The following is a 23,615-nucleotide window of genomic DNA, read 5'->3' as shown; positions in this document are numbered from 1 at the left end:
GCCGGCCCGGGCTGCGGGAAAACAGGGATGAGCGTGGTGGAAACAAGCACGGCCGGGTACCCCAGTGGCCCTCGGCCGTGTGCCGCCACGCACGTCGCCAAGTACGTTTGATCGAACACATACGGAAGACCCGGAGGAACAGTGGACGTCTCGTTGACCATGTGGGTGGTCACGGTGTTGGTGCTGTGCGCACTCATCGCCGTCGACTTCTTCTTCGGGCGCAAACCACACGAGGTGACGCTCCGCGAGGCCGGGACCTGGACCATCATCTGGATCGTGCTCGCGGTCCTGTTCGGCCTGTGGCTGCTCGTCGCCGAAGGCGGCACCCCCGCCGGTGAGTTCTTCGCCGGATACGTGACCGAGAAGTCGCTGAGCGTCGACAATCTCTTCGTCTTCGTGCTGATCATGACCAAGTTCGCCGTGCCCGCCCAGTACCAGGCGCGCGTGCTGCTGGTCGGCGTCCTGATCGCGCTCGTGCTGCGCGGCATCTTCATCGCGGCCGGCGCCGCGCTCATCGCGAGCTTCTCCTGGGTCTTCTACTTCTTCGGCGCCTTCCTGATCTGGACCGCGTGGAAGCTGATCAAGGACGCGCGCAGCGACGAGGAGGAAGAGGAGTACGAGGAGAACCGCTTCCTGAAGCTGGTCGAGCGGCGCTTCCCCTCCACCGACGAGTACCACGGCACCAAGCTGTGGATCTACGAGAACGGCAAGCGCCTGATCACGCCGATGCTCATCGTCATGCTGGCGATCGGCAGCACGGACATCCTCTTCGCGCTCGACTCCATCCCGGCCATCTACGGCCTCACCGAGGACCCCTACATCGTCTTCACGGCCAACGCGTTCGCGCTGATGGGCCTGCGGCAGCTGTACTTCCTCATCGGCGGCCTGCTCCAGAAGCTGGTGCACCTGTCGTACGGCCTGTCGATCATCCTCGGCTTCATCGGCGTCAAGCTGATCCTGCACGCGCTGCACGAGTCCGGGGTGCACGTCCCCGAGATCAGCACCTTCGTCTCGCTCGGCGTGATCTGCGGCGTCCTGATCGTGACCACGATCACGAGCCTCATGGCGACCCGCAAGGAGCAGCAGCAGAGCTCGGACTCCACCAAGAGCGGCTCGTAGGACCGCACGGCGTCCGGAAGGACGCCCGGGTGCCGCGGCCCGGTGGGCCGCGGTGCCCTTCCAGGAACCCCGGGTCCCCGCGAGACGTTGTTCTCGCGGGGACCCGCGCGTCCGGGCCAGGACGGGAGGCAAGCTGATGGGCACGGAGCCGAGGGGTCAGGACGACCCGCAGCCCGACGAGTGGGACAACGTGGTGCTGGACGAGAGCTTCGTCCGGGGCGCGGAGGTGCGCGAGCCGACCGCCAGGACGCGCATGCTGCGCGAGCGCTGGAAGGACGGCGGGCCCGCCCCGCAGCCGTGGCGTTCCGACGAACCTCCCGCCGGCTGGATACACGGTTCGGGTTCGGGACGGCGCCGCGAGCGGCCCGCCCGGCAGCGCAAGCGGCGCTGGTTCCGCCGCAGGAAGAAGGAAGGCGACGGCGAGTAGGCGCGAGGTGGCCGAGGAACCCGACGGCCCGATCGCACGGGGGCCCGCCGCGACACGTGCGCCGGCCGCCCTCGACACGGGCCGGCCCGCCGAAGCCGGCGGGCCCCCGTTGCTCCTGCTGCACGGCTGGGGCGGTGACGGCGCCGAGTGGGCGCCGCATCTGCCGCTGCTCGCCCCCCACCACCGCGTGCTGGCCCCCGACCTGCCGGGGCACGGCCGCACCCCGCTCGCCCCCGGCCCGTGCACTCCGCGGCACATCGCGGCCGGCCTGGCCGACTGGCTGGCGACGCTCGCCACCGGGCCCGTGATCGCGGTGGGCCACTCCATGGGCGGCCAGGTGGCGACCGCGCTGGCCGTCGAGCACCCATCGCTGGTGCGGTCCGTGGTCACGCTGGCGACGGGGTACGGCGGCGGTCCCGAGGCCGCCGCCCGGCTGCCCGCCGAGCTGGCGGCCCTGCGGCGCGAGGGCGCGGACTGGGCGGTGCGGTTCGTCCGCCGGGCCTGCGGTGCCACCGCGCCGCGCGCGGTACGGGAACGGCACGAGCGGCTGGTCGCCGCGATGGATCCCGAGGTGCTGGCCCGCTTGCGCGAGGGGATGTACCTGGCGGCCGGTTCGTTCGGGCTGCGGCCGGCCGCGGAGAAGTACCTGCGCCGCCGCCGCTGCCCGGCTCTCGCCGTGCACACCTCGCCGTCCGCCGCGGCCTGGGAGCGCGCGGTGGCGGGCGACCGCACCCGGGTCCTGCTGTGGGAGGGCCGCGGCCACTACCTCCACGAGGAACGGCCGGCCGAGCTGGCCGCCCTGCTGCGGGAGTGGTCCGCCGCCCTCCCGTGACGGCCGGCGGGGGTTCCGCCCCGCGCGGGCGGCGCGAAAGACGGCGAAAGGCACCGCCGGGCGGGCCCCGGGAAACGCCCTCGCCCCGCCCGCCCTGCCCTCTCCCCCCTGGCGGCCGGGACGCGGGCCGCGGAACGGCTCCAAGCGTCGTCGTGCCCGCTCCCCGGGGCTTCACAGCGATTCGGAGCGGCGTTAACGTATGCGGCCTGCCACTCGTTCACCGTGCCGACGGACCGTCGCCGGACGACCGAAACTTTTCGGTCCGTCGTCGGGCGGAAGGGGATTTCGGATGGTCCGTTCCGCTGGGTCGGGGCGGCCGACGCTGGCGATGGTGGCCAGGGCGGCCGGGGTCTCGGTACCGACCGCGTCGAAGGTCGCCAACGGGCGCGAGGACGTGGCTCCCGAGACGCGCCGCCGGGTCACGGAGGTGCTGGAACGGCTCGGCTACGTGCCCCGTCCGCAGCCCGCGGCACGTCAGCCGCCGGCCCTGATCGACCTCGTGGTGCACGATCTGGCGAGTCCCTGGTCGGGCGCCGTGCTGCTGGGCGTGGACGAGGCCGCGCACGAGGCCGGCCTCGGCGTCGTGATCTCCGCCGCCGCCACCGCCGCGCGCGGCGGGCAGCCACCGCGCGGGTGGCTCGACCGGCTCTCCACACGGGGTTCGGCCGGCGTGCTCTTCAACGTGACGGAGCTGGACGCCGCCCAGCACGCCTGGCTGGCGCACCACCGGATCCCGTTCGTGATGATCGACCCGGTCGTGGAGCCGCCGGCCGGGGTGCCGTCCGTCGGCGCGACCAACTGGCAGGGCGGGGTGAGCGCCACCGAGCACCTGATCGGCCTGGGCCACGAGCGGATCGCGGTGATCGGCGGGCACCGCCGCAAGGCGTGCAGCGCGGGGCGGGTGGCGGGGTACCGCTCGGCCATGTCGGCCGCGGGCCTCGCCGTGCCGCCCGGGTACGTGCGCTACGGATCGTTCGAGGAGACCGGCGGCCGGCGGCAGATGCGGGAACTGCTCGCCCTGCCGCAGCCGCCGACCGCCGTGTTCGTGTGCTCCGACCAGATGGCGCTGGGCGCGGGCCTGGCGGTGCGCGAACGCGGTCTGCGCGTGCCGCGCGACGTGAGCATCGTCGGCTTCGACGACCTGCCGCAGGCCGAGTGGGCGACGCCGGCGCTGACCACGGTCAGGCAGCCGCTGTCGGAGATGGCCGCCGCGGCGCTGCGCATCCTGCTGCGCCTGCTGGACGGCCACCGGCCCGAGGGCACGCGCACGGAACTGTCGACCCGCCTGGTGGTGCGCGGCAGCACGGCGCCCCCGGCCGCCTGAACCGGGGGCGCCGGCGCCGGGCCGTCCCGCGTCAGCCGCGGGCGGCCAGCAGGTGGTCGGTCGCCAGCTGGTCCAGGGCCTCGAAGGCCATGGCGCGGCGGCCGGCGGCCTCCGGGTCGAAGTCCTCGAACGCGGAGCTGTCGGCGAGCAGCGCGGCCGGGGTCTCGCCGGGCTCCAGGGTCGGCCTGGCCAGCTCGTCGACGCGGGAGGCGCGCAGCGCCTCCTGCACGGCGGGGTCGGCGCGGAAGGCGGCGGCGCGCTCCTTGAGGATCAGGTAGGTGCGCATGCAGCCCGCGGCCGACGCCCACACCCCGTCGAAGTCCTCGGTCCGCGGCGGCTTGAAGTCGAAGTGGCGCGGGCCCTGGTAACCGGCCGACTCCAGCAGGTCGACCAGCCAGAAGGCGGACCTCAGGTCGCCCGCTCCGAACCGCAGGTCCTGGTCGAACTTGATGCCGTTCTGCCCGTTGAGGTCGATGTGGAACAGCTTGCCCGCCCACAGCGCCTGCGCGATGCCGTGCGGGAAGTTGAGCCCGGCCATCTGCTCGTGCCCCACCTCGGGGTTGACGCCGAACAGCTCGGGCCGCTCCAGCCGCTCGATGAACGCCAGGGCGTGCCCGACGGTGGGCAGCAGGATGTCGCCGCGCGGCTCGTTCGGCTTGGGCTCCAGCGCGAAGCGCAGGTTGTAGCCCTGCTCGGTGACGTACTCGGCCAGCAGGTCGAACGCTTCCTTGAACCGGTCGAGCGCGGCCCTGACGTCCTTGGCCGCCCCGGACTCCGCGCCCTCGCGGCCACCCCACGCGACGTAGGTCTCGGCGCCCAGCTCGGCCGCGAGGTCGATGTTGCGCATCGTCTTGCGCAGCGCGTAACGCCGCACGTCCCGGTCGTTGGCCGTGAAGGCGCCGTCCTTGAAGACAGGGTGCGTGAAGAGGTTGGTCGTGGCCATCGGCACGGCCATCCCGGTGGCGTCCAGGGCCTGCCTGAACCGCTTGATGTGCCCCTCGCGCTCGCTCTGCGACGCGCCGAAGGGGATCAGGTCGTCGTCGTGGAAGGTCACACCGTAGGCGCCGAGCTCGGCGAGCCGGGTGACGGACTCGGCCGGGTCGAGGGCAGGGCGGGTGGCGTCGCCGAACGGGTCACGCCCCTGCCAGCCGACGGTCCACAGACCGAAGCTGAACTTGTCCGCGGGTGTGGGCTGGAATGACATGGCGGCTCCTCGCTCCCCAGTATTTCGTCATGGCCGTTGACAAATTAGTATGCACAGGCATCCCTGGGGAATCCAGGCCCCTGCCCCGGCCTGTCAGAGAGGACCGCGCTCATGGCTGCACCGGACGGACCACTCGTCATCGGCGTGGACAGTTCCACGCAATCCACCAAGGCGCTCGTGGTGGACACCGCGACCGGCACGGTCGTGGCCCGCGGCCAGGCGCCGCACGTGGTGACCGAAGAACACGACAGCGACCCCGAGCAGTGGTGGCGGGCACTGTCCCAGGCGCTGGAGCAGTGCGGGCCCGCCGCCCAGCAGGCGGCGGCCGTCTCGGTCGCCGGCCAGCAGCACGGCCTGGTCACCCTCGACGCGGACGGCCGCCCGGTGCGCAACGCGCTCCTGTGGAACGACACGCGTTCCGCGCCGCAGCGCGACCGCCTCATCGCGGAGCTCGGCGGCCCCGAGGAGTGGGCGCGGCGCGCCGGCAGCGTGCCGCCCGCGTCGTTCACCGTGACCAAGTGGGCCTGGCTGCGCGAGAACGAGCCGGACGCCGCCGCCGCGACGCGGGCCGTGCGCCTGCCGCACGACTACCTGACCGGACGCCTCACCGGCCAGGGGGTGCGGGGCGGCACGACCGACCGGGGCGACGCCTCGGGCAGCGGCTGGTGGTCGACGGCGACCGAGAGCTACGACGAGCGGATCCTGGCGCACGTCGGCCTCGACCCCGACCTGCTGCCGCGCGTCGTCGGGCCGGGCGAGCCGGCGGGCACGGTGGCCAAGGGCCTGCCGCTGCCCGAGGGCATCCTGGTCGCGGCGGGCACGGGCGACAACATGGCGGGCGCGCTCGGCCTCGGGCTCGGCCCCGGCCGGCCCGTGCTCAGCCTGGGCACGTCCGGCACGGTCTACGCGGTCAGTGAGCGCCGGCCGGCCGACCCGAGCGGGATCGTGGCCGGGTTCGCGGACGCGGGCCGCGCGTGGCTGCCGCTGGCCTGCACGCTGAACTGCACCCAGGCCGTCGACCGGTTCGCGGCGCTGCTCGGTCTCGACCGGGAGGCGACCGAGCCCGGCGGGTCCGCGGTGGTGCTGCCGTTCCTCGACGGCGAACGCACCCCCGACCTGCCGTACGCGTCCGGCCTCGTGCACGGTCTGCGGCACTCCACGACCGGCGGGCAGCTGCTCCAGGCCGCCTACGACGGCGCCGTGTTCGCCCTGCTCCGCGCGCTCGGGCTCGTGCTCGACGACACCGCGGAACCGGACGCGCCGATCCTGCTCATCGGCGGCGGCGCGCGGGGCACCGCCTGGCGGGAGACCGTGCGGCGGCTCTCGGGCCGCCCGGTGACGGTGCCGCACGCGGACGAACTCGTCGCCCTCGGCGCCGCCGCCCAGGCCGCCGGGCTGCTGCTCGGGCGGGACCCGGCCGCCGTCTCCCGGGAGTGGGACACCGCGGCCGGTCCCGAGTACGGGGCCGTCCCGCGCGACGACGAGGCCCTGGCCAGGCTCGACGCCACGCTCGGCGACGCGGACGCGCTGCTGCGGCGGCGCTGAGGACGGCCGTGGCCCAGCCGGCGCCGAAGGCGCAGCAGGAGATGCGGCAGCGCAACCTGTCGCGCGTGCTCCACGCCCTGGCCGGCGGCGGCCCGCTCTCACGGGCGGCCGTCGCCGCCGAGATCGGCCTCACCAGGGCGGCGGTCTCGACCCTGGTCGACGAGCTGCTGCGCGGCGGCCTCCTCGTCGAACGGGGCCCGGGCCGTTCGGGTGCCGTGGGCCGACCCGGCACCCAGCTGCTGCTGACCGACCGCGGCCCGTGCGGTATCGGCGCCGAGATCGGCGTGGACCACCTGGCCGTCTGCGTGATGGACCTGCGCGGGGACGTGCGGGTCCGTACCGCGCGCGCGACGCGCAACCAGGACAGCGCGCCCGCCCGCGTGCTCGGGACGCTGGACGACATGCTCGGCGCCGCCGCGGGCGAGGCGGCGGCGCTCGGGCTGCGCCCGGCCGGCCTGACCGTGGCCGTGCCGGGGCTGGTCGCCCGCGACGCGGCGACGGTGCTGCGGGCCCCGAACCTCGGCTGGCACCACACCGACCTCGCGGCGGCCCTGCCCGGCGGGCTCGGCCCGGTCACCGTGGAGAACGAGGCCAACCTCGGCGCCCTCGCGGAACTGTGGTCGGCCCACCACACGCCGCCCGGCGCGGGGCCCGACACCTTCGTGCACGTCTCCGCCGAGATCGGCATCGGCGCCGCCCTGGTCTTCGAAGGGGAACTGCTGCGCGGAGCGCACGGGTTCGCCGGCGAGCTGGGGCACCTGCCGGTGCGGCCCGAGGGCCGCCCGTGCACGTGCGGCGGGCGCGGCTGCCTGGAGACGTACGCGGGCGTGGAAGCCGTCCTGCGCGCGGCCGGGCTGGAACCCGGGCCAGGCGTCCGGCTCGGCGCGCTGACCGAACGGTGCGAGGCGGGCGAGGCGCGGGCCCTGCGCGCCGTGCGGCAGGCCGGCGCCGCGCTCGGCATCGCGCTGTCCGGCGCGGTCAACCTGTTCGACCCGGGCCAGGTCGTGATCGGCGGGGCGCTCGCCCGGCTCGCCCCCTGGCTCCTGCCGCCCGTGCGCAGGGAACTCGCGCGGCGCACCGCCGTCGCCGCGGACGGCCGCGCCACCCCCGTGCCGGTGACCGCTTCTCCGCTCGGGCCAGACGGCCCCCTGCTCGGCGCGGCGCGCTTCGCCGTCCGGGCCGCGCTCGATGCCCCGGGCGCGCTGCTGGGCTCCTGAACCACCGCCCCCGCCGGGCCCGTCGGGGTCCTGTGTCCCGTCACCGGACGCGATCTTCACCCGATCAGGGGAATTACCGTCAAGGCCCTCATGCCGTTCGCGGCGCGGGCGCAGGATCGCTCCGTGACGAAGAGGCTGCACGCACTCCGGGTGAGCGCCGCGACCGCGTGCGCGGCGCTCGTCCTCGCGGGCGCCGGCTCCGGGACGGCCACGGCCTCCGCGCCCGCCCTCGGCGACTGGCCGTGGCCGCCGCCGTGCCCCTGGCCGCCGCCCCTTTCCTGGCTGCTGCCCTGTCCGCCACCGCCCCCCGTTCCGCCACCGCCACCCCCCATTCCGCCACCGCCGCCGAAGCCGACTCCGCCGCCGCCGGAGCCGAGCCCGCCGCCCGAGCCTCCGCCGCCGCCCGAGCCTCCGACGCCCAGCCCACCGCCCCCCGCGCCGTCCCCTCCCCCGGCGCCACCGCCGCCCTCGCCCGAGCCGGCGCCGCAACCGGCCGCACCGTCGGAAGGCGCCCCCGCGCCGCCGCCCCCGCGGCCGGCTCCCGAGCCGGCGCCGCCCCCCGCTCCCGAGCCGCCCGAGCCACCGCCGCAGGAACCGCCGGAGCCGGAGCCCGGCCCACCGGCCACGGCCCCCGCCGTCCTGTCCGTTCCCCCGCCGCCGCCCACCACGTCAGAACCCCCGGGCGGCGGCAGCCCGCTGACCACCAGAACGCTGCTCATCGTGGCCCCCGCCGTCCTGGCGGCGGCGGCCCTGCGTCCCCGTTCCCGCCCCGGCACCCGTTCGGGCGGCACCTAGGAGGCCCCGTGTCCGAATGGCTCGTGCTGGCGATCGCGGTCGGCGCCACCTGCCTGCTCGTCGTCGTCGCCGTCGTCCTGCGGCAGCGGCGGGCGGGGCAGGACGACGATCCGTCGGAGACACCCGACGTCATCGAGTACATGACGATGATGATCGGCGTCGTGTACGCCATCGTGCTCGGCCTGGCCATCGCGGGTGTCTGGGAGGCCCGCGGCGCGGCGGACGAGTGGGTGCGGCAGGAGGCGCAGGCGCTGTACGAAGTCGGCGAGCGCGCCGGGGTGTTCCCCGCCGAGACGCGCGACCGCATCCGGGCGGACGTGCACGCCTACGTCGCCCACACGGTCGACGACGAGTGGGACTACATGGTCGAGCACGGCGAACTGACCTCGGAGGGCGACGAACTGCTCAAGCAGCTGCGCGGCGTGGTGCTGGGCCAGGATCCGAAGACCGTCCGCGAGGCGCAGGCCTACCAGGGCATGATCGACCAGGTGGCCACCGCGGACGAGGCGCGGGTGGGACGCGGGGACAGCGCCGAGCCGACGATGCCCCCCGTGGTCTGGATCGGCCTGGTCGCCGGGGCCGCCGTCACGGTCGGCATGGTGTTCACCCTCCAGATCCAGCGCTCCGGACGGGAGTTGCTGCTCGCCGGGATGTTCAGCGCCCTGCTCGCCTTCCTGCTGTTCCTGGTCTGGTATTTCGACAACCCGTTCGCCCACGGCGTCGGCAACTCGGGGGAGGCGTTCCGGGCCCTGTTCCCGCAGGCCGTCAGCGGCGGTTGAGCCGCCGCGCCCACGGCGGCTACCTCTATGCCCCGTCAGCCAAGGTTCGCCCCGTCGCGACGCCCGGCACGTCCCCCGGCCCGGCGGCCGGGAGGTGCCCCCATCGCCGCGTTGCCGCATCACCCCAGTGCGCCCAGCACGAGGGCGATCCGGCGCCTTGCGACGCACCGCACCGGATCGCCGCTCCTTGACGGGCAAACCCCGACTGACGCGGCACTAGCATGATGCGAATGAGCCCACTGTTCCCCGAGTCGGCCGGCCAGTCGGCCAAGCCCGCCCTGCACTTCGGCGACCGGATACTCAGCCACGCGCGACTGCACTCGGCCGCCGGGGCACTGGCCCAGCGGCTCGCCGGGCACCAGCGCGTCGCGCTGTGGGCGACGCCCACGCCGCACACGGCCGTCGCCACGGTGGCGGCACTGCTCGCGAGCGTGCCGGTCGTGCCCGTCAACCCCAGGATCGGCCACCGCGAGCTGGCGCACATCGTGACCGACAGCGGCCCGTCGCTGGTGCTCGCCGCCGCAGGTGACACGCTGCCGGGGCCGCTGGCCGCGCTGCCCCGGCTCGACGCCCAGCTCGACCCCGGTCCCGGCGCGGTCGCGCCCCCCGGCGGGCCGGCCCGGGCGGCGGACCCGGAGCGGCCCGCCCTGATCGTGTACACCTCGGGCACCACGGGTCCGCCCAAGGGCGTCGTGCTCTCCCCGCGGGCGCTGGCCAGCACGCTCGACGCGCTGGCCGACGCGTGGCAGTGGACCGCGGAGGACACCGTGGTGCACGCGCTCCCGCTGTTCCACGTGCACGGCCTGGTGCTCGGCGTGCTCGGCCCGCTGCGGCGCGGCGGCACGGTGCGGCACCTCGGCAAGTTCTCGACGGACGGGGTCGCCGAGGCGCTGTCGGCCGGGGGCACCATGCTGTTCGGGGTGCCGACGATGTACCACCGGCTGGCCGAGGCGGTCGGCGGGGACCCGCGCCTCGCCGCGGCGCTCGGTGGGGCGCGCCTGCTGGTCTCGGGGTCGGCGCCGCTGCCGGTGACCGACCACGAGCGGATCGAGGCGGCGACGGGCCGCCGCGTCATCGAACGCTACGGCATGACCGAGACGTTGATGAACACCAGCGTCCGCGCCGACGCGCCCCCCGCCACCGGCACGGTCGGCGTGCCGCTGCCCGGGGTGGAGGTGCGCCTGGTGGACGAGGCCGGGCAGCCGGTGACCGGAGGCGACGGCGAGACGGTCGGCGAGATCCAGGTCCGCGGCCCGAACCTCTTCACCGCGTACCTGGGGCGCCCCGACGCCACCGCCGAGGCGTTCGACGGCGACTGGTTCCGCACCGGCGACATGGCGACACGGGACGCGGCCGGCCGGTACCGGATCGTGGGGCGCAAGTCGACCGACCTCATCAAGTCGGGCGGCTACAAGATCGGCGCGGGCGAGATCGAGAACGTGCTGCTCGCCCACCCCTCGGTCGCCGAGGCCGCGGTCACCGCGGCCCCCGATCCCGATCTCGGCGAGAAGATCGTCGCCTGGATCGTGCCCAGGGACGCGGCGAGCCCGCCGTCCGCCGAGGAGCTGACCGACCACGTGGCCGGGCAGCTCGCGTCCCACAAGCGCCCCCGGGATGTCAGGTTCCTGTCGGCGCTGCCCCGCAACGACATGGGCAAGGTGCTCAAGCGGGAGCTGGCGTGACGTCGGCCGCCACCGGAAGGGCACTGCCCGCGCGCGAGCTGATCGCGGCGCTCACCGCCACGTTCACCGGGCTGCCGGAGCGGACCGGGGACACCGCCGGAGACGGACCGCTCGGCTGGGACGGGTACGGCCGTTCGCGGGCCCGGGCGCGCGAGCGCACCGGCGAGGCGGAGGCCGTGGTCTGCGGCATCGGGGACGTCGGGGGCACGGAAGCGGTCCTGGTCGCCTTCGAGTTCGGCTTCCTCGGCGGCTCCATCGGCGAGAGCACCGGGGAACGCGTCGAGAACGCCTTCATCACGGCCCGTGACCTGGGTCTCCCCGTGGTCTCCCTCATCGCGAGCGGCGGCAGCCGACTCCAGGAGGGCATGTGCGCGCTCACCCAGTTGCAGCGCGTCGCACGCCAGCTCGTCCGGCTGCGGGCCGCCGGCCTGCCGCACCTGGCGGTGCTCGCGGGGCCGGTCACCGGCGGCGGATGGGCGGCTCTGGGCGCGGGCGCGGATGTGCGGGTCGCCCTGCCGGGGGCCCAGATCGGTTTCGCCGGGTCCCGGGTCAGGCCACCGGGCGAGGACTCGCGGGCCTACACCGCCGAGGGGCAGTTCGCGGCCGGTCACATCGACGAGATCGTGCCGGCCGCCGGGCTCGGCGCGTCGGCCGCGCGCTGGCTGCGGCTGCTGACGACGCCGGCGGCGGGCCCCGCCGAGCCGCCCGCGGCGCTGCGCGCCGTGCCCCCGCCGGCCACCGGGTGGGAGGCGGTGCAACGGGCGCGGGAACCGTCGCGGCCCGGCGCGGAGGCCTACCTGCGCGCGTACTTCACCGAACGCGCGCAGCTGGCCGCGCCGGATCCCGGGCTGCTGTGCGGGTTCGGGCTGCGCGGCGGGCGCAGCGTCGCGTACGTGGCGCAGCGCGGCACGGCCACGCGGCCGGCCGGGTTCCGCGCCGCGACGCGGCTGCTGACGCTCGCGGACCGGCTCGCGGTGCCCGTGCTCACGCTGGTGGACACGCCGGGGGCGGCCGACGACGCCGAGGCCGAACGGGAGGGCGTGGGCCCGGCGATCGCGGAAGCGCTCGCGGCGGTCGCGGGGGCGCGGATCCCGGTGACGACGCTGCTCGTCGGCGAGGGCGGCTCGGGCGGCGCCGCCGCCCTGACCTCGGTGGGGCACATGTGGGTGACCCCCGACAGCTACTACGCGGTGGTGGCGCCCGAGCGCGCGGCGGCCGTGTTCAAGCGCGGTCCCGACGAGGTCGCGTCGACGGCCGAGCAACTGCGGCTGCGACCGCAGGACCTCGTCGGCCTCGGTGTCGCCCGCGGCATCGTGCCCGTGGGCTGAACGGCGTGGGCTGAACGGCGCTCCCGTGCCTGCCGGTACCGCGGCGGTGCCGGCGGGCCGCGCGGTGGTGGCCGTGGCTGGGGGCCAGTACTCTGAACGCCGCGGGCCCGGTGGGTGTGTGCGGCCGTGAGCCGTCCGGGACATGACCACAGGCGCTTCCCAGCTCCGTGCGCGGGCCCCCGTACCTCCCCTTTTTGCTCCCCTTCGGTTCACCCTCCCTTCCCGTTGCCGCGGGCTCGTCGTCCTGGAGGGGTGCCGCGGGAACGGTCCGGGTCGCGCGAAAGGCTCGACGAACATGCGGCGTTACATCCTGACCGGCACACCGGGCGCGGGGAAGACCTCGCTGCTGCGACGCCTGGCCGCGCTGGGCCACCCGGTCGTCGAGGAGGCGGCGACGGCTGTCATCGCCCGGGCCCAGGCCCGGGGCGAGGACGAGCCGTGGTCGCGGGCGTCCTTCGTCGACGAAGTCGTCGCGCTCCAGCGGGAGCGGCAGGTGGCGGCGCCCGCGACGGGCCCGGTGCAGTTCTTCGACCGCTCACCGGTGTGCACGCTGGCGCTCGCCACGTACCTGGGGCTGCCTGTGTCCTCGGCCCTGACCGCGGAGCTCGAACGCGTCGCCGCCGGGCGGATCTACCAGCGGCAGGTGTTCTTCGTTCGCCACCTGGGACATTGCGAGCCCACGCCGGCCCGGCGGATCACGTTCGAGGAGTCCCTGGTGTTCGAGGAGGTCCACGCCCGCTGCTACCGGGAGTTGGGGTACGAGCTGGTCGATGTCCCGGCCGGCGATCTCGCGGGGCGCCTCGCCGTGGTGAGCGCGGCGATCGCCTCGTACGCCCGCTGAACGCGCCCCCGGCGGCGCGGTCCCGGACGCGCCTCACGCGTCGTGCCGTGCCCGGTCGGTGATGCCGAGGGCGGCGAGGAAGGCGGTGGCCGCGGGCGTGCGGACGGACGCCTCCCGGAGGACCTCGCCGCAGGCGTTCCCGCTCAGGCGTCGTGAGCCGGGCGCGGGGCGAGACCGGCCAGGCGCGCGAGTCTGCGGCTGGAGTCGAGCCGGGCGGCCGGGTCGTGGGTGGCGAGCGTGATCATCAACTCGTCGGCGCCGGTGCGGGCGACGAGGCGGCCGAGCACGTCGGCCATCTCGGCCTCCGTGCCGTACAGGTGCCCGGCGCGTGCCTGGGCGAAGTAACGCCGTTCCGTCTCGGTGAAGTTCCGCGCCAGGATGTCCCGCGGGGCGTCGAGGGCCGGGAAGACCCCGCGGGTGCGGGACCAGACGGTGGCCCACGCCTCGGGCACCTGGAGCAGTTCCGCTTCCTCCCTCGTCCCCGCCACCGCGGCGTTCACCGCGACGATCACATAGGGACGGGCGCCGTGCGAGGAAGGGGTGAATTCCGCACGGTAGCGGTCGAGGGCCGTGCGCATGCGGTCCTCATCGCTCAGGTGTGCCATCACCAGGGGCAGACCGTGCGCCGCCGCGGCCCTGGCCCCCTCCCCCACCGCGAGGACGAACGCGGGCACGCGCAGCCCCTCCGCGGGGAGGGCGCGCACGGGACCGCCGGGTTCGAACCAGCCGAGCAGCTCGGCGATGTCGTCGCCGAACCGGTCGGCGGCGTCCTTGCCCGCGCCGAGCGCCCGGCGGACCGGCTCGACGAATCCGACGGAGCGGCCGAGCCCCATGTCGATGCGCCCGGGGAAGAGGGACTCCAGCACGCCGAACTGCTCGGCCACGACGAACGGGCGGTGGTTGGGCAGCATCACGCCGCCGGTCCCGACCCTGATGCGCTCGGTCGCGGAGGCGACCGCAGCCGCGAGCACGGTGGGCGCGGAGCCGGCGACACCGGGAACGCCGTGGTGCTCGGCCACCCAGAACCTGGCGAATCCGAGGCGTTCCGCGTCCCGGGCGAAGCCCACCGTGTCCCGCAACGCCTCGGCGGGCTGCTGTCCGGTGCGGATCAGCGCGCGGTCGAGAATCGACCAGCGCACCGACCGCAAACGTGCCGTCGTGTCCACGTCTGATCCAACAGTCGACATCGCGGAACATTCCCGCGGGCCGGTTCAGGGCTCGTCGGTGAGCCCGGCGTCGTGGACGAGGAGGGCGATCTGCACCCGGTTGTTCAGGCCGAGCTTGGCCAGCACGCGGGAGACGTGGGTCTTGACCGTCGGCAGGCTCATGTACAGCTCGGCGGCGATCTCGGCGTTCGACCGGCCCCGCCCGATCGCCACGGCGACCTCGCGCTCCCGTTCGGCGAGCGCCGCGAGCCTGCCGCGGGCGCGGTGGGTCTCCCGGGCCGGGCCGGTGACGTGCGCGATGAGGCGCTGGGTCACGGCGGGCGAGAGCACCGGGTCGCCGGCGGCCACGCGCCGCACGGCCTCGACGATCTCCCCCGGCGGGGTGTCCTTGAGCACGAAGCCCGCGGCGCCGGCCCGCAGCGCCCGCAGCACGTGCTCGTCGGCGTTGAAGGTGGTCAGCATCACGACCTCGGGCGGCGAGGGCAGGGCCCGCAGGCTCTCGGTCGCCGCGAGGCCGTCCATGCCCGGCATGCGGATGTCCATCAGGACGACGTCGGGCGCGAGCCGCTCCACGAGACCGGTCACCTCCGCGCCGTCCGCCGCCTCGCCCGTGACCTCGATGTCCTGGGCGGCGCCGAGCATCAGGCGCAGTCCCGAGCGGACGAGGGGGTCGTCGTCGACGAGCAGCACGCGGATGGTCATGCCGGTCACGGTAGCCAGCGCGGGTCCGGCCGCCCACCGCGGCCCCGGCCCGCGCGGCGGGCGGGGGCTCAGCCGGCGGCCGGGCCGGCCGGGAAGTCGAGGACCCGGTCGCACCACCGGCCGAGCAGCACCCGGTCGTGCCCCACGGCGAGCAGTGCCGCGCCGCTCTCGCGCCGGTAGTCCTCGACGACGGCGACCAGAGCGGCCGTTGTGGACGCGTCGAGCATGGCGGTCATCTCGTCGCAGATCAGCAGCGAGGGCCGCAGGAGCAGCGCGCGGGCCAGGCAGGCGCGCTGCAACTGCCCGTCGCTGACCTCGTGCGGGCGGCGGCCGAGCAGTTCTGGGCCGAGTCCGACGGTGGCGGCCAGGTCCGCGGCGCGGTCGGCGAGTTCCCGGCCGCGGCCGGTGGCGCGCGCGGGCTCCGCGATCAGGTCGCGCAGGGCCAGCCTGGGGTCGGCGGCCAGGCGCGGCTGCTGGAAGACGACGCCGACGCGGGTGCGCTGCTCGCGCGGCGCGCGGTGGCGGAAGCCGCGCACGGGCTCGCCCGCGAGGCGGACGGTGCCCGCGTCGGGGCGGTGCAGCAGCGCGGCGACGCGGGCCAGGGTGGACTTGCCGCAGCCGCTCGGGCCGAGCAGTCCGAGGGCCTCGCCGTCGGCGACGGTGAGCGACATGTCGCGGACGACCGGCTTGCCGCGCACCCAGCCCGCGGTGATGCGGTCGAGTTCAAGCATCGACGGCCTCCTCGGCGTGATGGCAGGCGACTCCGCCGGTGAGGGCGGGGAGGGTGCGGCAGACGCCGGTGGCGCGTTCGCAGCGGGGGGCGAACGCGCAGCCATCGGGCAGGGCGTCCAGTTCGGGCGGCAGGCCGGGGATGGGGGTGAACGCGCGTTCCGGCAGCGCGTCGAGGAGTCCGCGCGCGTAGGGGTGCCGCGGGCCGGGACGGCCGAAGAACGCGGGGGCGTCGGCCACTTCGACGAGGCGGCCCGCGTACATGACCGCGACCCGGTCGGCCATGCGTTCCGCGGCGGCGAGGTCGTGGGTGATGACGAGCAGGCCGTGGCCGTCGTCGGTGTGCCCGCGCAGTTCGTCGACGGTGCGGTCCACGAGGTCGCGGTCGAGTCCTGTGGTCGGTTCGTCGGCGATCAGCAGCGGGGCGCCGCCGACCAGCGCGAGCGCGGTCGCGGCGCGCTGGGCGAGTCCGCCGGAGAGCTGGTGCGGGTAGCGGTCGAGGTGGTCGGCGGGGAACGCGGCGCGTGCCGCGGCGGCCTCGCCCGCGGCGCGGAGCCCGCCGCGCGGGACGTCGCGCAGTTCGCGGACGGTCTCCTCCAACTGGGCCCGCACTGTGCGCACGGGCGTGAGGTGCGCGGCCGGGCTCTGCGGTATCAGCCCCGCGCGCCGGCCGCGCACGGTCCTGGCGAGGACCGTCTCGCCGGCGCCGAGCAGGTCGACCCGGTCGCCGGGCCCGAGCAGCGCGGAGCCCCGGGTCCTGGCGTTGCCGGGGAGCAGCCCGAGCAGCGCGGAGGCCAGGACGGACTTGCCGCAGCCGCTCTCCCCCACGAGGGCGAGGCATTCCCCGGCCGCCAGGTCGAAGGACACGGAGTTGACGGCGGCGACGTGCCGTCCGCCCGGCATGAGGAAACGCACGGACAGCTCCCGCACGGACAGCAGCGGGCCCTCGGCCGGCTCCAGCCCCGGGGTGCCTGCCCCCGGCTCGCGGAGGCCGTCCCCGCGTCCTGGCGCGGTGGGCGCGTCGTTCACAGGACCAGCTCCGATCGGCGGCGGGGGTTGATCCGTTCCCGCCAGGCGCCGGCGAGTCCGGCGATGGCGAGGGTGGGGATGACGATGAACAGGCCGGGGAACAGCGTGGGCCACCATTCGCCGGTGACGAGCGAGCCCCTGGCCCCGTTGATCATGGTGCCGAGGCTGGCCTCGTGGGCGGGGATGCCCAGGCCGAGGAACGACAGCGCGGACTCGTGCCAGATGGCGTGCGGCACCATGAGCACGGCCGCGAGCCCGGCCTGCGGGAGCACCGCGGGCAGCAGGTGGCGCGACGCGACGCGCATCCGCGAGGCGCCGCCGGAGATCGCGGCGTCCACGAACGGCCTGGCACGCAGCGACAGCACTTCGGCGCGCACGATGCGGGCGGTGGACACCCAGTGGGTGAGTCCGACGGAGGCCACGACGGGCCAGATGCCCGGCCGGAACATCGCGACGATGAAGATGCCCATCAGCAGGTGCGGCACGGCCGTGAACGTGTCGACCAGGCGCATCACGACCCGGTCCGTCCGGCCGCCGAGCGCCCCGGCCGCGCAGCCGACGACGAGCCCGATGCCGCTGGCCACGAGCGCCGCGACCAGGCCGACGAGGAGGGAGACGCGCAGCCCGTAGACGCTGCGGAGGAGCACGTCGCGGCCCACCTCGTCGGTGCCGAAGGGGTGGTCGGCGCTCGGCGGGTCGAGCTTGGCGGTCAGGTCGACCGCCTGCTGGTCGAGGTGGAAGAGCGGCGGGACCAGGAGGACGGCCAGGGCCGCGGCGCCGACCAGCACGGCGGACACGGCGATGCGCGCGGTCCTGGTGCCGCGCCGGTCGGGCGCGGGTGTCCGCCATGCCTGTTCTGTGGCTTGAGCGTTCATGGCATCACATCTCGTCGTGGTCGACGCGCGGGTCGGCCAGGCCGTACAGCAGGTCGGCGAGCAGGTTCCCGGCCAGGACGGCGAGGGCCGAGAGCACCGTCAGGGCGGCGAGCAGCGGGAAGTCGGTCGCGGTGGCGGCGCGCACGGTGGCGGAGGCGATGCCGGGCCAGCTGAACACCGTTTCGATCAGCAGGGCGCCGGTGATCAGCTCGGGTATGCGGGTGCCGACCAGGGTCAGGACCGGCAGCAGCCCGGAGCGCAGGGCGTGACCGAGGAGCACGGTGCGTTCGCTCAGCCCGCGGGCGCGGGCGCCCCGCACCGGGTCCTCGCGCAGCGCGTCGCCGACCCCCTGGCGCACGTACAGCACGAACCAGGGCAGCTGCGAGATCGCGAGCACTCCGGCGGGGAGGACCAGGTGGCTGAGCAGGGAGCCGGCCGTGACCACGTCGGAACCCGGGTCGGTGAGGCCGCCGGCCGGGAGGATGTCGAGTTGCAGCGCGAACAGCCAGATCGCCAGCAGCGCGAGCCAGAACGGCGGCGCGGCCTGGAGGGTGTAGCCGAGCGAGGTGACGACCCGGTCCAGGACGCCGCCGGGGCGGCGGGCGGCGAGCACGCCAAGCGCGGTGCCCAGGAGCACGGCGATGACGAACGCCACCGAGCACAGCAGCACCGACCAGCCGATGCGTTCGGTGATGACCTGGCCGACGGGCTGGTGCAGGGCCAGGGACTGGCCGAGGTCACCGCCGGCGACGGAACGCAGCCAGGCCCACCACTGCTCGACGAACGTGCCGCTGGTGCCGAGGTTCTCGCGCAGCGCGTCCAGCGTCTCCTGCGACGCCCCCATGCCGCCGTCGCCGATGTACTGGCGGACCGGGTCGAACGGGGAGGCGGCGCCCAGGGCGAACATGCCGAGCGTCACCAGGGCGAGGACGGGGACGGCGGCCAGCAGCCGCCGTCCCGAGAGCCGGGCCATGGCGGCCCAGGGAAGGGAGGTCACCGACGGACCGTCCAGTCCTCCACGTTCCACCAGGGACCGTGGCCCAGGCCGTGGTCGTGCGGTTCCACCTGGGTGCTGACGCCGTCCCAGTGGTCGGCCATGACGTAGACGTGGTCGATGTGGGTGAGGAAGATGTAGCCCGGGTCCTCGACGAGTTCGCGCTGCACGGCGTCGTAGGCCGCGGCCCGCTCCTGCGGGTCGTTGCTGCGGCGGCCGATGTCGAGCTGCTCGTCGACGGCCGGGTTGTCGTACTGGCCCATGTTGTTGTATCCGTTGCCGGCCAGATCGGACTTCAGCAGCGTGTAGAGGTCGAAGTCGGGGTCCGCCGGGCTGCCGCCGCCGGCGAGGACGGCGTCCTGCGCGAGGCGCTCGTCGATGACCTCCCAGGGGCCCGACTCGACGGTGGCCTCGATGCCCACCTCCCTGGCGTCCGAGGCGAAGGCGAGCGCGTGCTCCTGGCGCAGCCGGTCGCCGGCCGGATACCACAGGGTGAACTCGGCGCGCTGCCCGTCCCTGACCCGGATGCCGTCCTCACCCGGCTCCCAGCCGGCCTCGTCGAGGATCTGACGCGCCGCGTCCGGGTCGTGGGAGCGTTCCGTGCCCTCGGTGAACCAGGAGCTGGCGGCGGGCACGGGGCCGTGCGCGGGGCTGCCCGCGCCCTCCAGGATGCTGTCGACCATCAGCTGGCGGTCCACCGCGGTGTCCAGGGCCCGGCGCACGGCGCGGTCCCCGGTGACGGGGTTGCCCGTGGGCAGGGTCACGGACCTGAAGTCGGCGCTCTCGGCGTTCAGCGTGACCATGCCGTCCTCGTCGGCGAAGGTGCCGGCCAGGTTGGGCGGGAGCACGGCGGCGTCGATGTCCCCGGAACGCAGGCGGGTGGCGCGCACGTCGTCGTCCGGGATGACGGCCATGGTCACGCGCGTGACCTCAGGGGCGCCGTCCCAGTAGTCCGGGTTGGCCTCCAGCGTGATGCGTTCGCCGCGGGTCCAGCCGGTGACCACGTAGGGCCCGGTGCCCACGGGCTCGGAGTTGTAGGGGCCGGTGTTCACGTCCTGCCCGCCGGCGGCCCCGGCCGACGCGATGGGCAGCACGGTCCGTTCCGCGAAGGGGGCGTAGGGGTAGGCGAGGGTGAACACGACCGTGTGGTCGCCCTCCGCCGTGACGCTCTCGATGGCGGCCAGGTCGTCCTTGGCCGGGTTGTTGGTGTCCTCGTCGAGGATCGTCTCGTAGGTGAAGACGACGTCGCGGGCGGTGAAGGGCTGGCCGTCGCTGAACTCGACGCCCTCGCGCAAGGTGTAGGTGTAGGTGAGCCCGTCGTCACTGATCTCGGGCAGCTCCGTCGCGAGCGCGGGCTGGAGTTCCAGGTTCTCGTCGTGGCGCAGCAGCCCGTCGAATATCTTCGAGTTGCCGTCCTGGCCGTAGCCGAGGAGCGGGGACAGCGACTCGGGTTCCGTGGCTATGCCGATGACGATCGAGTCCTGGCCACCGCCCGTCTCCCCGTCGCCCCCGTCCTCCGAAGGGGCCGAACAGGCGGCGGTCGCCAGCGTGAGCGCCGCCGCCGTCGCGGCCATCCCCGTGCGTAGTGTCCGGGCCGTCATGCCACACACCCCTGCCAGGCGTCGTCGGTTATTGCGAAACAGTCGCAATTAAACAGGAGAGGCGGCAGGCCCTGTCCAGGGAATGTGATCAGCGGCTCAGCCCCGGGTGCCGAGCCCCCGGCCGGCGAGCCAGTCCAGCTGGGTCACGGCCTGCGAGGCGCGCCCGCCCCCGTGGTCGCCGAACTCCCAGACGGTGATGTCCTTCTCCCCCGCGTAGCGGTTGTACGCGGCGAAGACGGTGCTCGGCGGGCAGACCGGGTCCATCAGCCCGACGCTGAACAGCGCGGGCGCGTGCGCCCGGGGCGCGAAGTGCACGCCGTCGAAATAGCCGAGGGTGCCGAACACGCGCGCCGGGTCGACCCGCCGGTGCACGCCGAGGTACTGGACCAGTTCGGGGTAGGGCCCGGCGGAGGCGATGTCGGCGCCCCGCCGGTAGTGGCACAGGAACGGCACGTCCACCAGGGCCGCCGCCACCGCGTCGCCGGCCAGACCCGCCGTCGCCAGGGCGAGGCCGCCGCCCTGGCTGCCGCCGTGCACGACGATCCGGTCCGCGTCCACGGCCGGGTGCGCGCGCAGCGCGTCGACGGCGCGGACGCAGTCGGTCATCAGCCGGCGGTAGTAGTACTCCGCCGGACTCGTTATCCCCCGGGTCATGAACCCGCCGACCCACTGCGGCGCACGCGCCGGGTCGGGGTCGGGCGTCTCGTGCCCCTGGCCCCGGCTGTCGACCACGAGGTGCGCGTACCCGGCGGCGCTCCACAGCAGGTGCTCCTCCGGCAGTCCCCGACCGCCGCCGTAGCCCTGGTAGGTCACGACCGCGGGCAGCGGGCCGGGCGCCCGGGGCAGCAGCAGCCAGGCGGCGACCGGCTGGCCGTCCCAGCCGGGGAAGCGCACGTCGAACACCTCCACGGACGTCAGCCGCGCGCCGGGCACCGGCCGGAACTCGGCGGGCGCGGCGGTGGCGGCCCTGGCCGCGCCGAGGGTGCCCGACCAGAAGTCGTCGAAGTCGTCCGGCTCCGTGAGCTCGGGGCGGTAGGCCCGCAGTTCGTCCAGGGGCATGTCGGTCAGCGGCATCGGGGGCCTTCCTCTGGCGCCGTGCCCTCCCGGGACACGGTCGGCGATGTCCGCGCAGAAGCTATGCCGTGACGACGCCCCAGGTCAACGGCGCTTCCGTGCCGCGCGGCCCACCCGGTGGTAGGCATGGGGCATGGACTGGACCGCCGCCCCCGACGCCTGGCTGAGCCGGCTGGTGATCCAGCGCGGCGTGGCCGTGGTCTACCTGCTCGCGTTCCTCGCCGCGCTCCGCGAGTTCCGCGTGCTCGCCGGGGAGCGCGGGCTGACGCCCGCGCCCGCGTTCCTGCGGCGCGTGCCGTTCCGCCGCGCGCCCGGCTTGTTCCACCTGCACTACTCGGACCGCGCCCTCGCGGCGGTGGCCTGGTCGGGGGCGGCGCTCTCCGCCGCCGTGGCGGCCGGCGCGGCCGACGCCGTGCCGCTCGGCGGCTCGATGGCCCTGTGGGCGGTGCTCTGGGTGCTGTACCTGTCGGTGGTCAACGCGGGGCAGACCTGGTACGCGTACGGCTGGGAGTCCCTGCTGCTCGAAGCCGGCTTCCTGATGGTCTTCCTCGGCAACGACGACATCGCGCCGCCGACCGTGACCCTGTACCTCGTGCTGTGGCTCGTCTTCCGCGTCGAGCTCGGGGCCGGGCTGATCAAGTGGCGCGGCGACCCCTGCTGGCGCGACCTGACCTGCCTGTACCACCACCACGAGACCCAGCCGATGCCGGGCCCGCTCAGCTGGTGGTTCCACCACCTGCCGCGACCGCTGCACCGCGTGGAGGCGGCGGCGAACCACGTCACCCAACTGATCGTGCCCTTCGGCCTGTTCCTGCCGCAGCCGCTGGCCACCTGGGCGGCGCTCGCCGTGATCGCCACCCAGCTGTGGCTCGTCGCCTCGGGGAACTTCGCCTGGCTCAACTGGCTCACCATGATCCTCGCCCTGGCCGCAGTCGACGGCGCGACGGCCGCGCGCCACCTGCCTCTTCCCGCCCCTCCCGACGGGCAGGGGGACGCCCCCGCCTGGTTCACGGTCGCCGTCCTCGCGGTGGCCGCGGCGGTCGCCGTCCTGAGCTACTGGCCGGTGCGGAACCTGCTGTCCTCCCGCCAGCAGATGAACCGCGCCTACAACGGCGCGCACCTGGTGAACGCCTACGGCGCGTTCGGCAGCGTGACCCGGGTGCGGCACGAGATCGTGTTCGAGGGCACCTCGGACCCCGACCCAGGACCCGACACCCGGTGGCGCGCGTACGAGTTCCACGGCAAGCCGGGCGACCCGCGCCGCCTGCCCCGGCAGTTCGCCCCGTTCCACCTGCGCCTGGACTGGCAGCTCTGGATCGCCGCGCTGTCCCCGCACGCCCCCGCGCCGTGGCTGCGCCCCCTGGTCCGCCGCCTGCGCGAGGGCGACCCCGCCGTCCTGGCGCTGCTGCGCGCCAACCCCTTCCCCGGGCGGCCGCCCGCCCACGTCAGGGCCCGCGTCCACCGCTACCGGTTCACCACGCCGCGCGAACGCCGCGAGACCCGCGCCTGGTGGCACCGCACCCCGCTGGGGGTGCTCCTCACCACGGAGCACGGCTGAGCGAGCACCCCCGCGCATGCGGTATGGTTCTCGTGCACGGCAAGGGGGGAACCCCTGGTAGGACCGGGCACCGGGACGTGGCGCAGTTTGGTAGCGCACTTGACTGGGGGTCAAGGGGTCGTGGGTTCAAATCCCGCCGTCCCGACGCAGGTCAAAAGCCCTCTGGGTACTACCCAGAGGGCTTTTGACATCTTCCGCTGACATCAACGTGCCGTTCAGCGGCTCTCTGGAGCTCCTTCCGCGCCGCTTTCCTCCTCTCCCCCACTGGCCAGCCCGAGGGCGTCATCCATCCGGGCGGCAGCCGCCTTGAGCGTTGTCTCCATCACGTGCGCGTAGGTGTCCAGCGTCATCGTGATCGTGCTGCGCCCCAAGGTCTCCATAATCGTCCGGGCGTCCACCCCCTGTGCCAGCAGCAGCGTGGCACACGTGTGTCGAAAATCATGAACGCGGACGCTCCGCACGTTCGCAGTCCGGCAGAGCACCGCGAGTTCCCTCCACGAAGCAGGTACCGCCCTCACCAACCACCTCAACAACCAACGCCCTGCCCTCACACGCAAGCCGCCGCTCCGCAACATCATCCGCGGACGGTAGGTCAAGGCAGTGATGCGCCTGTGGCCAACGGCACTGTCACTGCTCCCATTCACGATCTCAGAGGAAGATCCGCCGAATGCCGCACCTTCCCAGCTCGACCTTCATGCAGTTGTGCTGGCTTCGCCCCAGTTCGGCCGCAAACAACAGCTCACATGTGGGACCGTTAGCGAGTGGGGAATGGGACGAGTCAAGGAAACAGTCCG

General features: G+C 74.7%; 21 protein-coding genes and 1 tRNA gene. 12 read left to right on the top strand and 10 right to left on the bottom strand.

All coding sequences use genetic code 11. From position 1 onward, the window contains the following. Positions 1 to 141 precede the first annotated feature (141 nt). The 4 genes from LC193_RS28445 to LC193_RS28430 all read left to right on the top strand — a co-directional run bounded on the left by LC193_RS28445 (position 142) and on the right by LC193_RS28430 (position 3,702). Positions 142 to 1,119, top strand: coding sequence for a TerC family protein (locus tag LC193_RS28445; RefSeq protein WP_226078247.1), 978 nt, complete (start codon positions 142 to 144; stop codon positions 1,117 to 1,119). Positions 1,120 to 1,255: 136 nt separating this feature from the next. Continuing rightward, the gene (locus tag LC193_RS28440; RefSeq protein WP_226078246.1) at positions 1,256 to 1,546 is read left to right on the top strand and encodes an SGM_3592 family protein; all 291 of its coding nucleotides are present in this window, start codon (positions 1,256 to 1,258) and stop codon (positions 1,544 to 1,546) included. Positions 1,547 to 1,553: 7 nt separating this feature from the next. Beyond that, positions 1,554 to 2,378: an alpha/beta fold hydrolase gene (locus tag LC193_RS28435; protein ID WP_226078245.1), complete on the top strand. Its 825-nt coding sequence runs from the start codon at positions 1,554 to 1,556 to the stop codon at positions 2,376 to 2,378. A 289-nt stretch (positions 2,379 to 2,667) separates the two neighbouring features. Then, the gene (locus tag LC193_RS28430; protein WP_226078244.1) at positions 2,668 to 3,702 is read left to right on the top strand and encodes a LacI family DNA-binding transcriptional regulator; all 1,035 of its coding nucleotides are present in this window, start codon (positions 2,668 to 2,670) and stop codon (positions 3,700 to 3,702) included. A 31-nt stretch (positions 3,703 to 3,733) separates the two neighbouring features. Here the strand turns inward: LC193_RS28430 and xylA are convergent, their stop codons facing one another. Further along, positions 3,734 to 4,906, bottom strand: coding sequence for a xylose isomerase (gene xylA, locus LC193_RS28425; protein WP_086156998.1), 1,173 nt, complete (start codon positions 4,904 to 4,906; stop codon positions 3,734 to 3,736). A 111-nt stretch (positions 4,907 to 5,017) separates the two neighbouring features. Between xylA and xylB the strand changes: the two genes are divergently transcribed. From xylB to LC193_RS28395, 6 genes are all read left to right on the top strand, one after another. After that, a complete protein-coding gene (xylB, locus tag LC193_RS28420) occupies positions 5,018 to 6,451 on the top strand; it encodes a xylulokinase (RefSeq protein WP_226078243.1) in 1,434 nt (477 codons plus the stop codon). Positions 6,452 to 6,492: 41 nt separating this feature from the next. Beyond that, a complete protein-coding gene (locus tag LC193_RS28415; RefSeq protein WP_226078913.1) occupies positions 6,493 to 7,668 on the top strand; it encodes an ROK family transcriptional regulator in 1,176 nt (391 codons plus the stop codon). Positions 7,669 to 8,471: 803 nt separating this feature from the next. After that, a complete protein-coding gene (locus tag LC193_RS28410; RefSeq protein ID WP_226078242.1) occupies positions 8,472 to 9,242 on the top strand; it encodes a bestrophin-like domain in 771 nt (256 codons plus the stop codon). A gap of 230 nt (positions 9,243 to 9,472) precedes the next feature. Further along, entirely contained in the window at positions 9,473 to 10,924 is a 1,452-nt protein-coding gene (locus LC193_RS28405) for an acyl-CoA synthetase (protein WP_226078241.1), read from the top strand. After that, positions 10,921 to 12,252, top strand: coding sequence for a carboxyl transferase domain-containing protein (locus tag LC193_RS28400; RefSeq protein WP_318842197.1), 1,332 nt, complete (start codon positions 10,921 to 10,923; stop codon positions 12,250 to 12,252). The genes LC193_RS28405 and LC193_RS28400 overlap by 4 nt, the downstream gene beginning before the upstream one ends. A 295-nt stretch (positions 12,253 to 12,547) precedes the next feature. After that, positions 12,548 to 13,093, top strand: a complete 546-nt coding sequence (locus LC193_RS28395; RefSeq protein ID WP_226078240.1) for an ATP/GTP-binding protein — start codon at positions 12,548 to 12,550, stop codon at positions 13,091 to 13,093. Positions 13,094 to 13,236: 143 nt separating this feature from the next. Here LC193_RS28395 and LC193_RS28390 read toward each other — a convergent pair whose 3' ends face one another. The 8 genes from LC193_RS28390 to LC193_RS28355 form a co-directional block, all read right to left on the bottom strand. Next, positions 13,237 to 14,280 (bottom strand): MsnO8 family LLM class oxidoreductase, encoded by a 1,044-nt coding sequence (locus LC193_RS28390; RefSeq protein ID WP_226078239.1) that lies wholly within the window; start codon positions 14,278 to 14,280, stop codon positions 13,237 to 13,239. A 24-nt stretch (positions 14,281 to 14,304) separates the two neighbouring features. Continuing rightward, on the bottom strand, positions 14,305 to 14,961 hold the full coding sequence (locus tag LC193_RS28385; RefSeq protein ID WP_226078238.1) for a response regulator: 657 nt from the start codon (positions 14,959 to 14,961) through the stop codon (positions 14,305 to 14,307). A 68-nt stretch (positions 14,962 to 15,029) separates the two neighbouring features. Beyond that, positions 15,030 to 15,692, bottom strand: coding sequence for an ABC transporter ATP-binding protein (locus LC193_RS28380; protein ID WP_226078237.1), 663 nt, complete (start codon positions 15,690 to 15,692; stop codon positions 15,030 to 15,032). Next, positions 15,685 to 16,593 carry an ABC transporter ATP-binding protein gene (locus LC193_RS28375; RefSeq protein WP_226078911.1) on the bottom strand — a complete coding sequence of 303 codons (909 nt, stop codon included), beginning with the start codon at positions 16,591 to 16,593 and terminating at the stop codon, positions 15,685 to 15,687. The genes LC193_RS28380 and LC193_RS28375 overlap by 8 nt, the downstream gene beginning before the upstream one ends. Positions 16,594 to 16,715: 122 nt before the next feature. Continuing rightward, the gene (locus LC193_RS28370; protein ID WP_226078236.1) at positions 16,716 to 17,594 is read right to left on the bottom strand and encodes an ABC transporter permease; all 879 of its coding nucleotides are present in this window, start codon (positions 17,592 to 17,594) and stop codon (positions 16,716 to 16,718) included. 4 nt (positions 17,595 to 17,598) lie between these two features. Further along, positions 17,599 to 18,591 carry an ABC transporter permease gene (locus tag LC193_RS28365; RefSeq protein ID WP_226078235.1) on the bottom strand — a complete coding sequence of 331 codons (993 nt, stop codon included), beginning with the start codon at positions 18,589 to 18,591 and terminating at the stop codon, positions 17,599 to 17,601. Then, complete coding sequence (locus LC193_RS28360) at positions 18,588 to 20,189, bottom strand: ABC transporter substrate-binding protein (protein WP_226078234.1); 1,602 nt, start codon at positions 20,187 to 20,189, stop codon at positions 18,588 to 18,590. Before LC193_RS28360 ends, LC193_RS28365 begins: the two co-directional genes overlap by 4 nt. 96 nt (positions 20,190 to 20,285) lie before the next feature. After that, a complete protein-coding gene (locus LC193_RS28355; RefSeq protein WP_226078233.1) occupies positions 20,286 to 21,263 on the bottom strand; it encodes an acetylxylan esterase in 978 nt (325 codons plus the stop codon). Positions 21,264 to 21,396: 133 nt separating this feature from the next. On the opposite strand from LC193_RS28355, the gene LC193_RS28350 reads away from it, so the two are divergent. Next, a complete protein-coding gene (locus LC193_RS28350) occupies positions 21,397 to 22,821 on the top strand; it encodes a lipase maturation factor family protein (protein ID WP_226078232.1) in 1,425 nt (474 codons plus the stop codon). A gap of 71 nt (positions 22,822 to 22,892) precedes the next feature. After that, positions 22,893 to 22,966: transfer RNA gene (locus LC193_RS28345), tRNA-Pro, on the top strand. Positions 22,967 to 23,036: 70 nt separating this feature from the next. Here LC193_RS28345 and LC193_RS28340 read toward each other — a convergent pair. Continuing rightward, complete coding sequence (locus LC193_RS28340; RefSeq protein ID WP_226078910.1) at positions 23,037 to 23,396, bottom strand: tyrosine-type recombinase/integrase; 360 nt, start codon at positions 23,394 to 23,396, stop codon at positions 23,037 to 23,039. Positions 23,397 to 23,615 lie beyond the last annotated feature (219 nt).

Source organism: Streptomyces marincola (assembly GCF_020410765.1).
Lineage (GTDB): Bacteria > Actinomycetota > Actinomycetes > Streptomycetales > Streptomycetaceae > Streptomyces > Streptomyces marincola.
Note: the sequence above shows the minus strand (reverse complement) of the source record. Positions and strands in the feature narration are given on the sequence as shown.

Coding starts and splice junctions, on each gene's coding strand:
- LC193_RS28440 (WP_226078246.1), top strand. CDS start 1,256: ATGGGCACGGAGCCGAGGGGTCAGGACGACCCGCAGCCCGACGAGTGG.
- LC193_RS28430 (WP_226078244.1), top strand. CDS start 2,668: ATGGTCCGTTCCGCTGGGTCGGGGCGGCCGACGCTGGCGATGGTGGCC.
- xylA (WP_086156998.1), bottom strand. CDS start 4,906: ATGTCATTCCAGCCCACACCCGCGGACAAGTTCAGCTTCGGTCTGTGG.
- xylB (WP_226078243.1), top strand. CDS start 5,018: ATGGCTGCACCGGACGGACCACTCGTCATCGGCGTGGACAGTTCCACG.
- LC193_RS28415 (WP_226078913.1), top strand. CDS start 6,493: ATGCGGCAGCGCAACCTGTCGCGCGTGCTCCACGCCCTGGCCGGCGGC.
- LC193_RS28405 (WP_226078241.1), top strand. CDS start 9,473: ATGAGCCCACTGTTCCCCGAGTCGGCCGGCCAGTCGGCCAAGCCCGCC.
- LC193_RS28395 (WP_226078240.1), top strand. CDS start 12,548: ATGCGGCGTTACATCCTGACCGGCACACCGGGCGCGGGGAAGACCTCG.
- LC193_RS28390 (WP_226078239.1), bottom strand. CDS start 14,280: ATGTCGACTGTTGGATCAGACGTGGACACGACGGCACGTTTGCGGTCG.
- LC193_RS28385 (WP_226078238.1), bottom strand. CDS start 14,961: ATGACCATCCGCGTGCTGCTCGTCGACGACGACCCCCTCGTCCGCTCG.
- LC193_RS28380 (WP_226078237.1), bottom strand. CDS start 15,692: ATGCTTGAACTCGACCGCATCACCGCGGGCTGGGTGCGCGGCAAGCCG.
- LC193_RS28375 (WP_226078911.1), bottom strand. CDS start 16,593: ATGCCGGGCGGACGGCACGTCGCCGCCGTCAACTCCGTGTCCTTCGAC.
- LC193_RS28370 (WP_226078236.1), bottom strand. CDS start 17,594: ATGAACGCTCAAGCCACAGAACAGGCATGGCGGACACCCGCGCCCGAC.
- LC193_RS28360 (WP_226078234.1), bottom strand. CDS start 20,189: ATGACGGCCCGGACACTACGCACGGGGATGGCCGCGACGGCGGCGGCG.
- LC193_RS28355 (WP_226078233.1), bottom strand. CDS start 21,263: ATGCCGCTGACCGACATGCCCCTGGACGAACTGCGGGCCTACCGCCCC.
- LC193_RS28350 (WP_226078232.1), top strand. CDS start 21,397: ATGGACTGGACCGCCGCCCCCGACGCCTGGCTGAGCCGGCTGGTGATC.
- LC193_RS28340 (WP_226078910.1), bottom strand. CDS start 23,396: ATGTTGCGGAGCGGCGGCTTGCGTGTGAGGGCAGGGCGTTGGTTGTTG.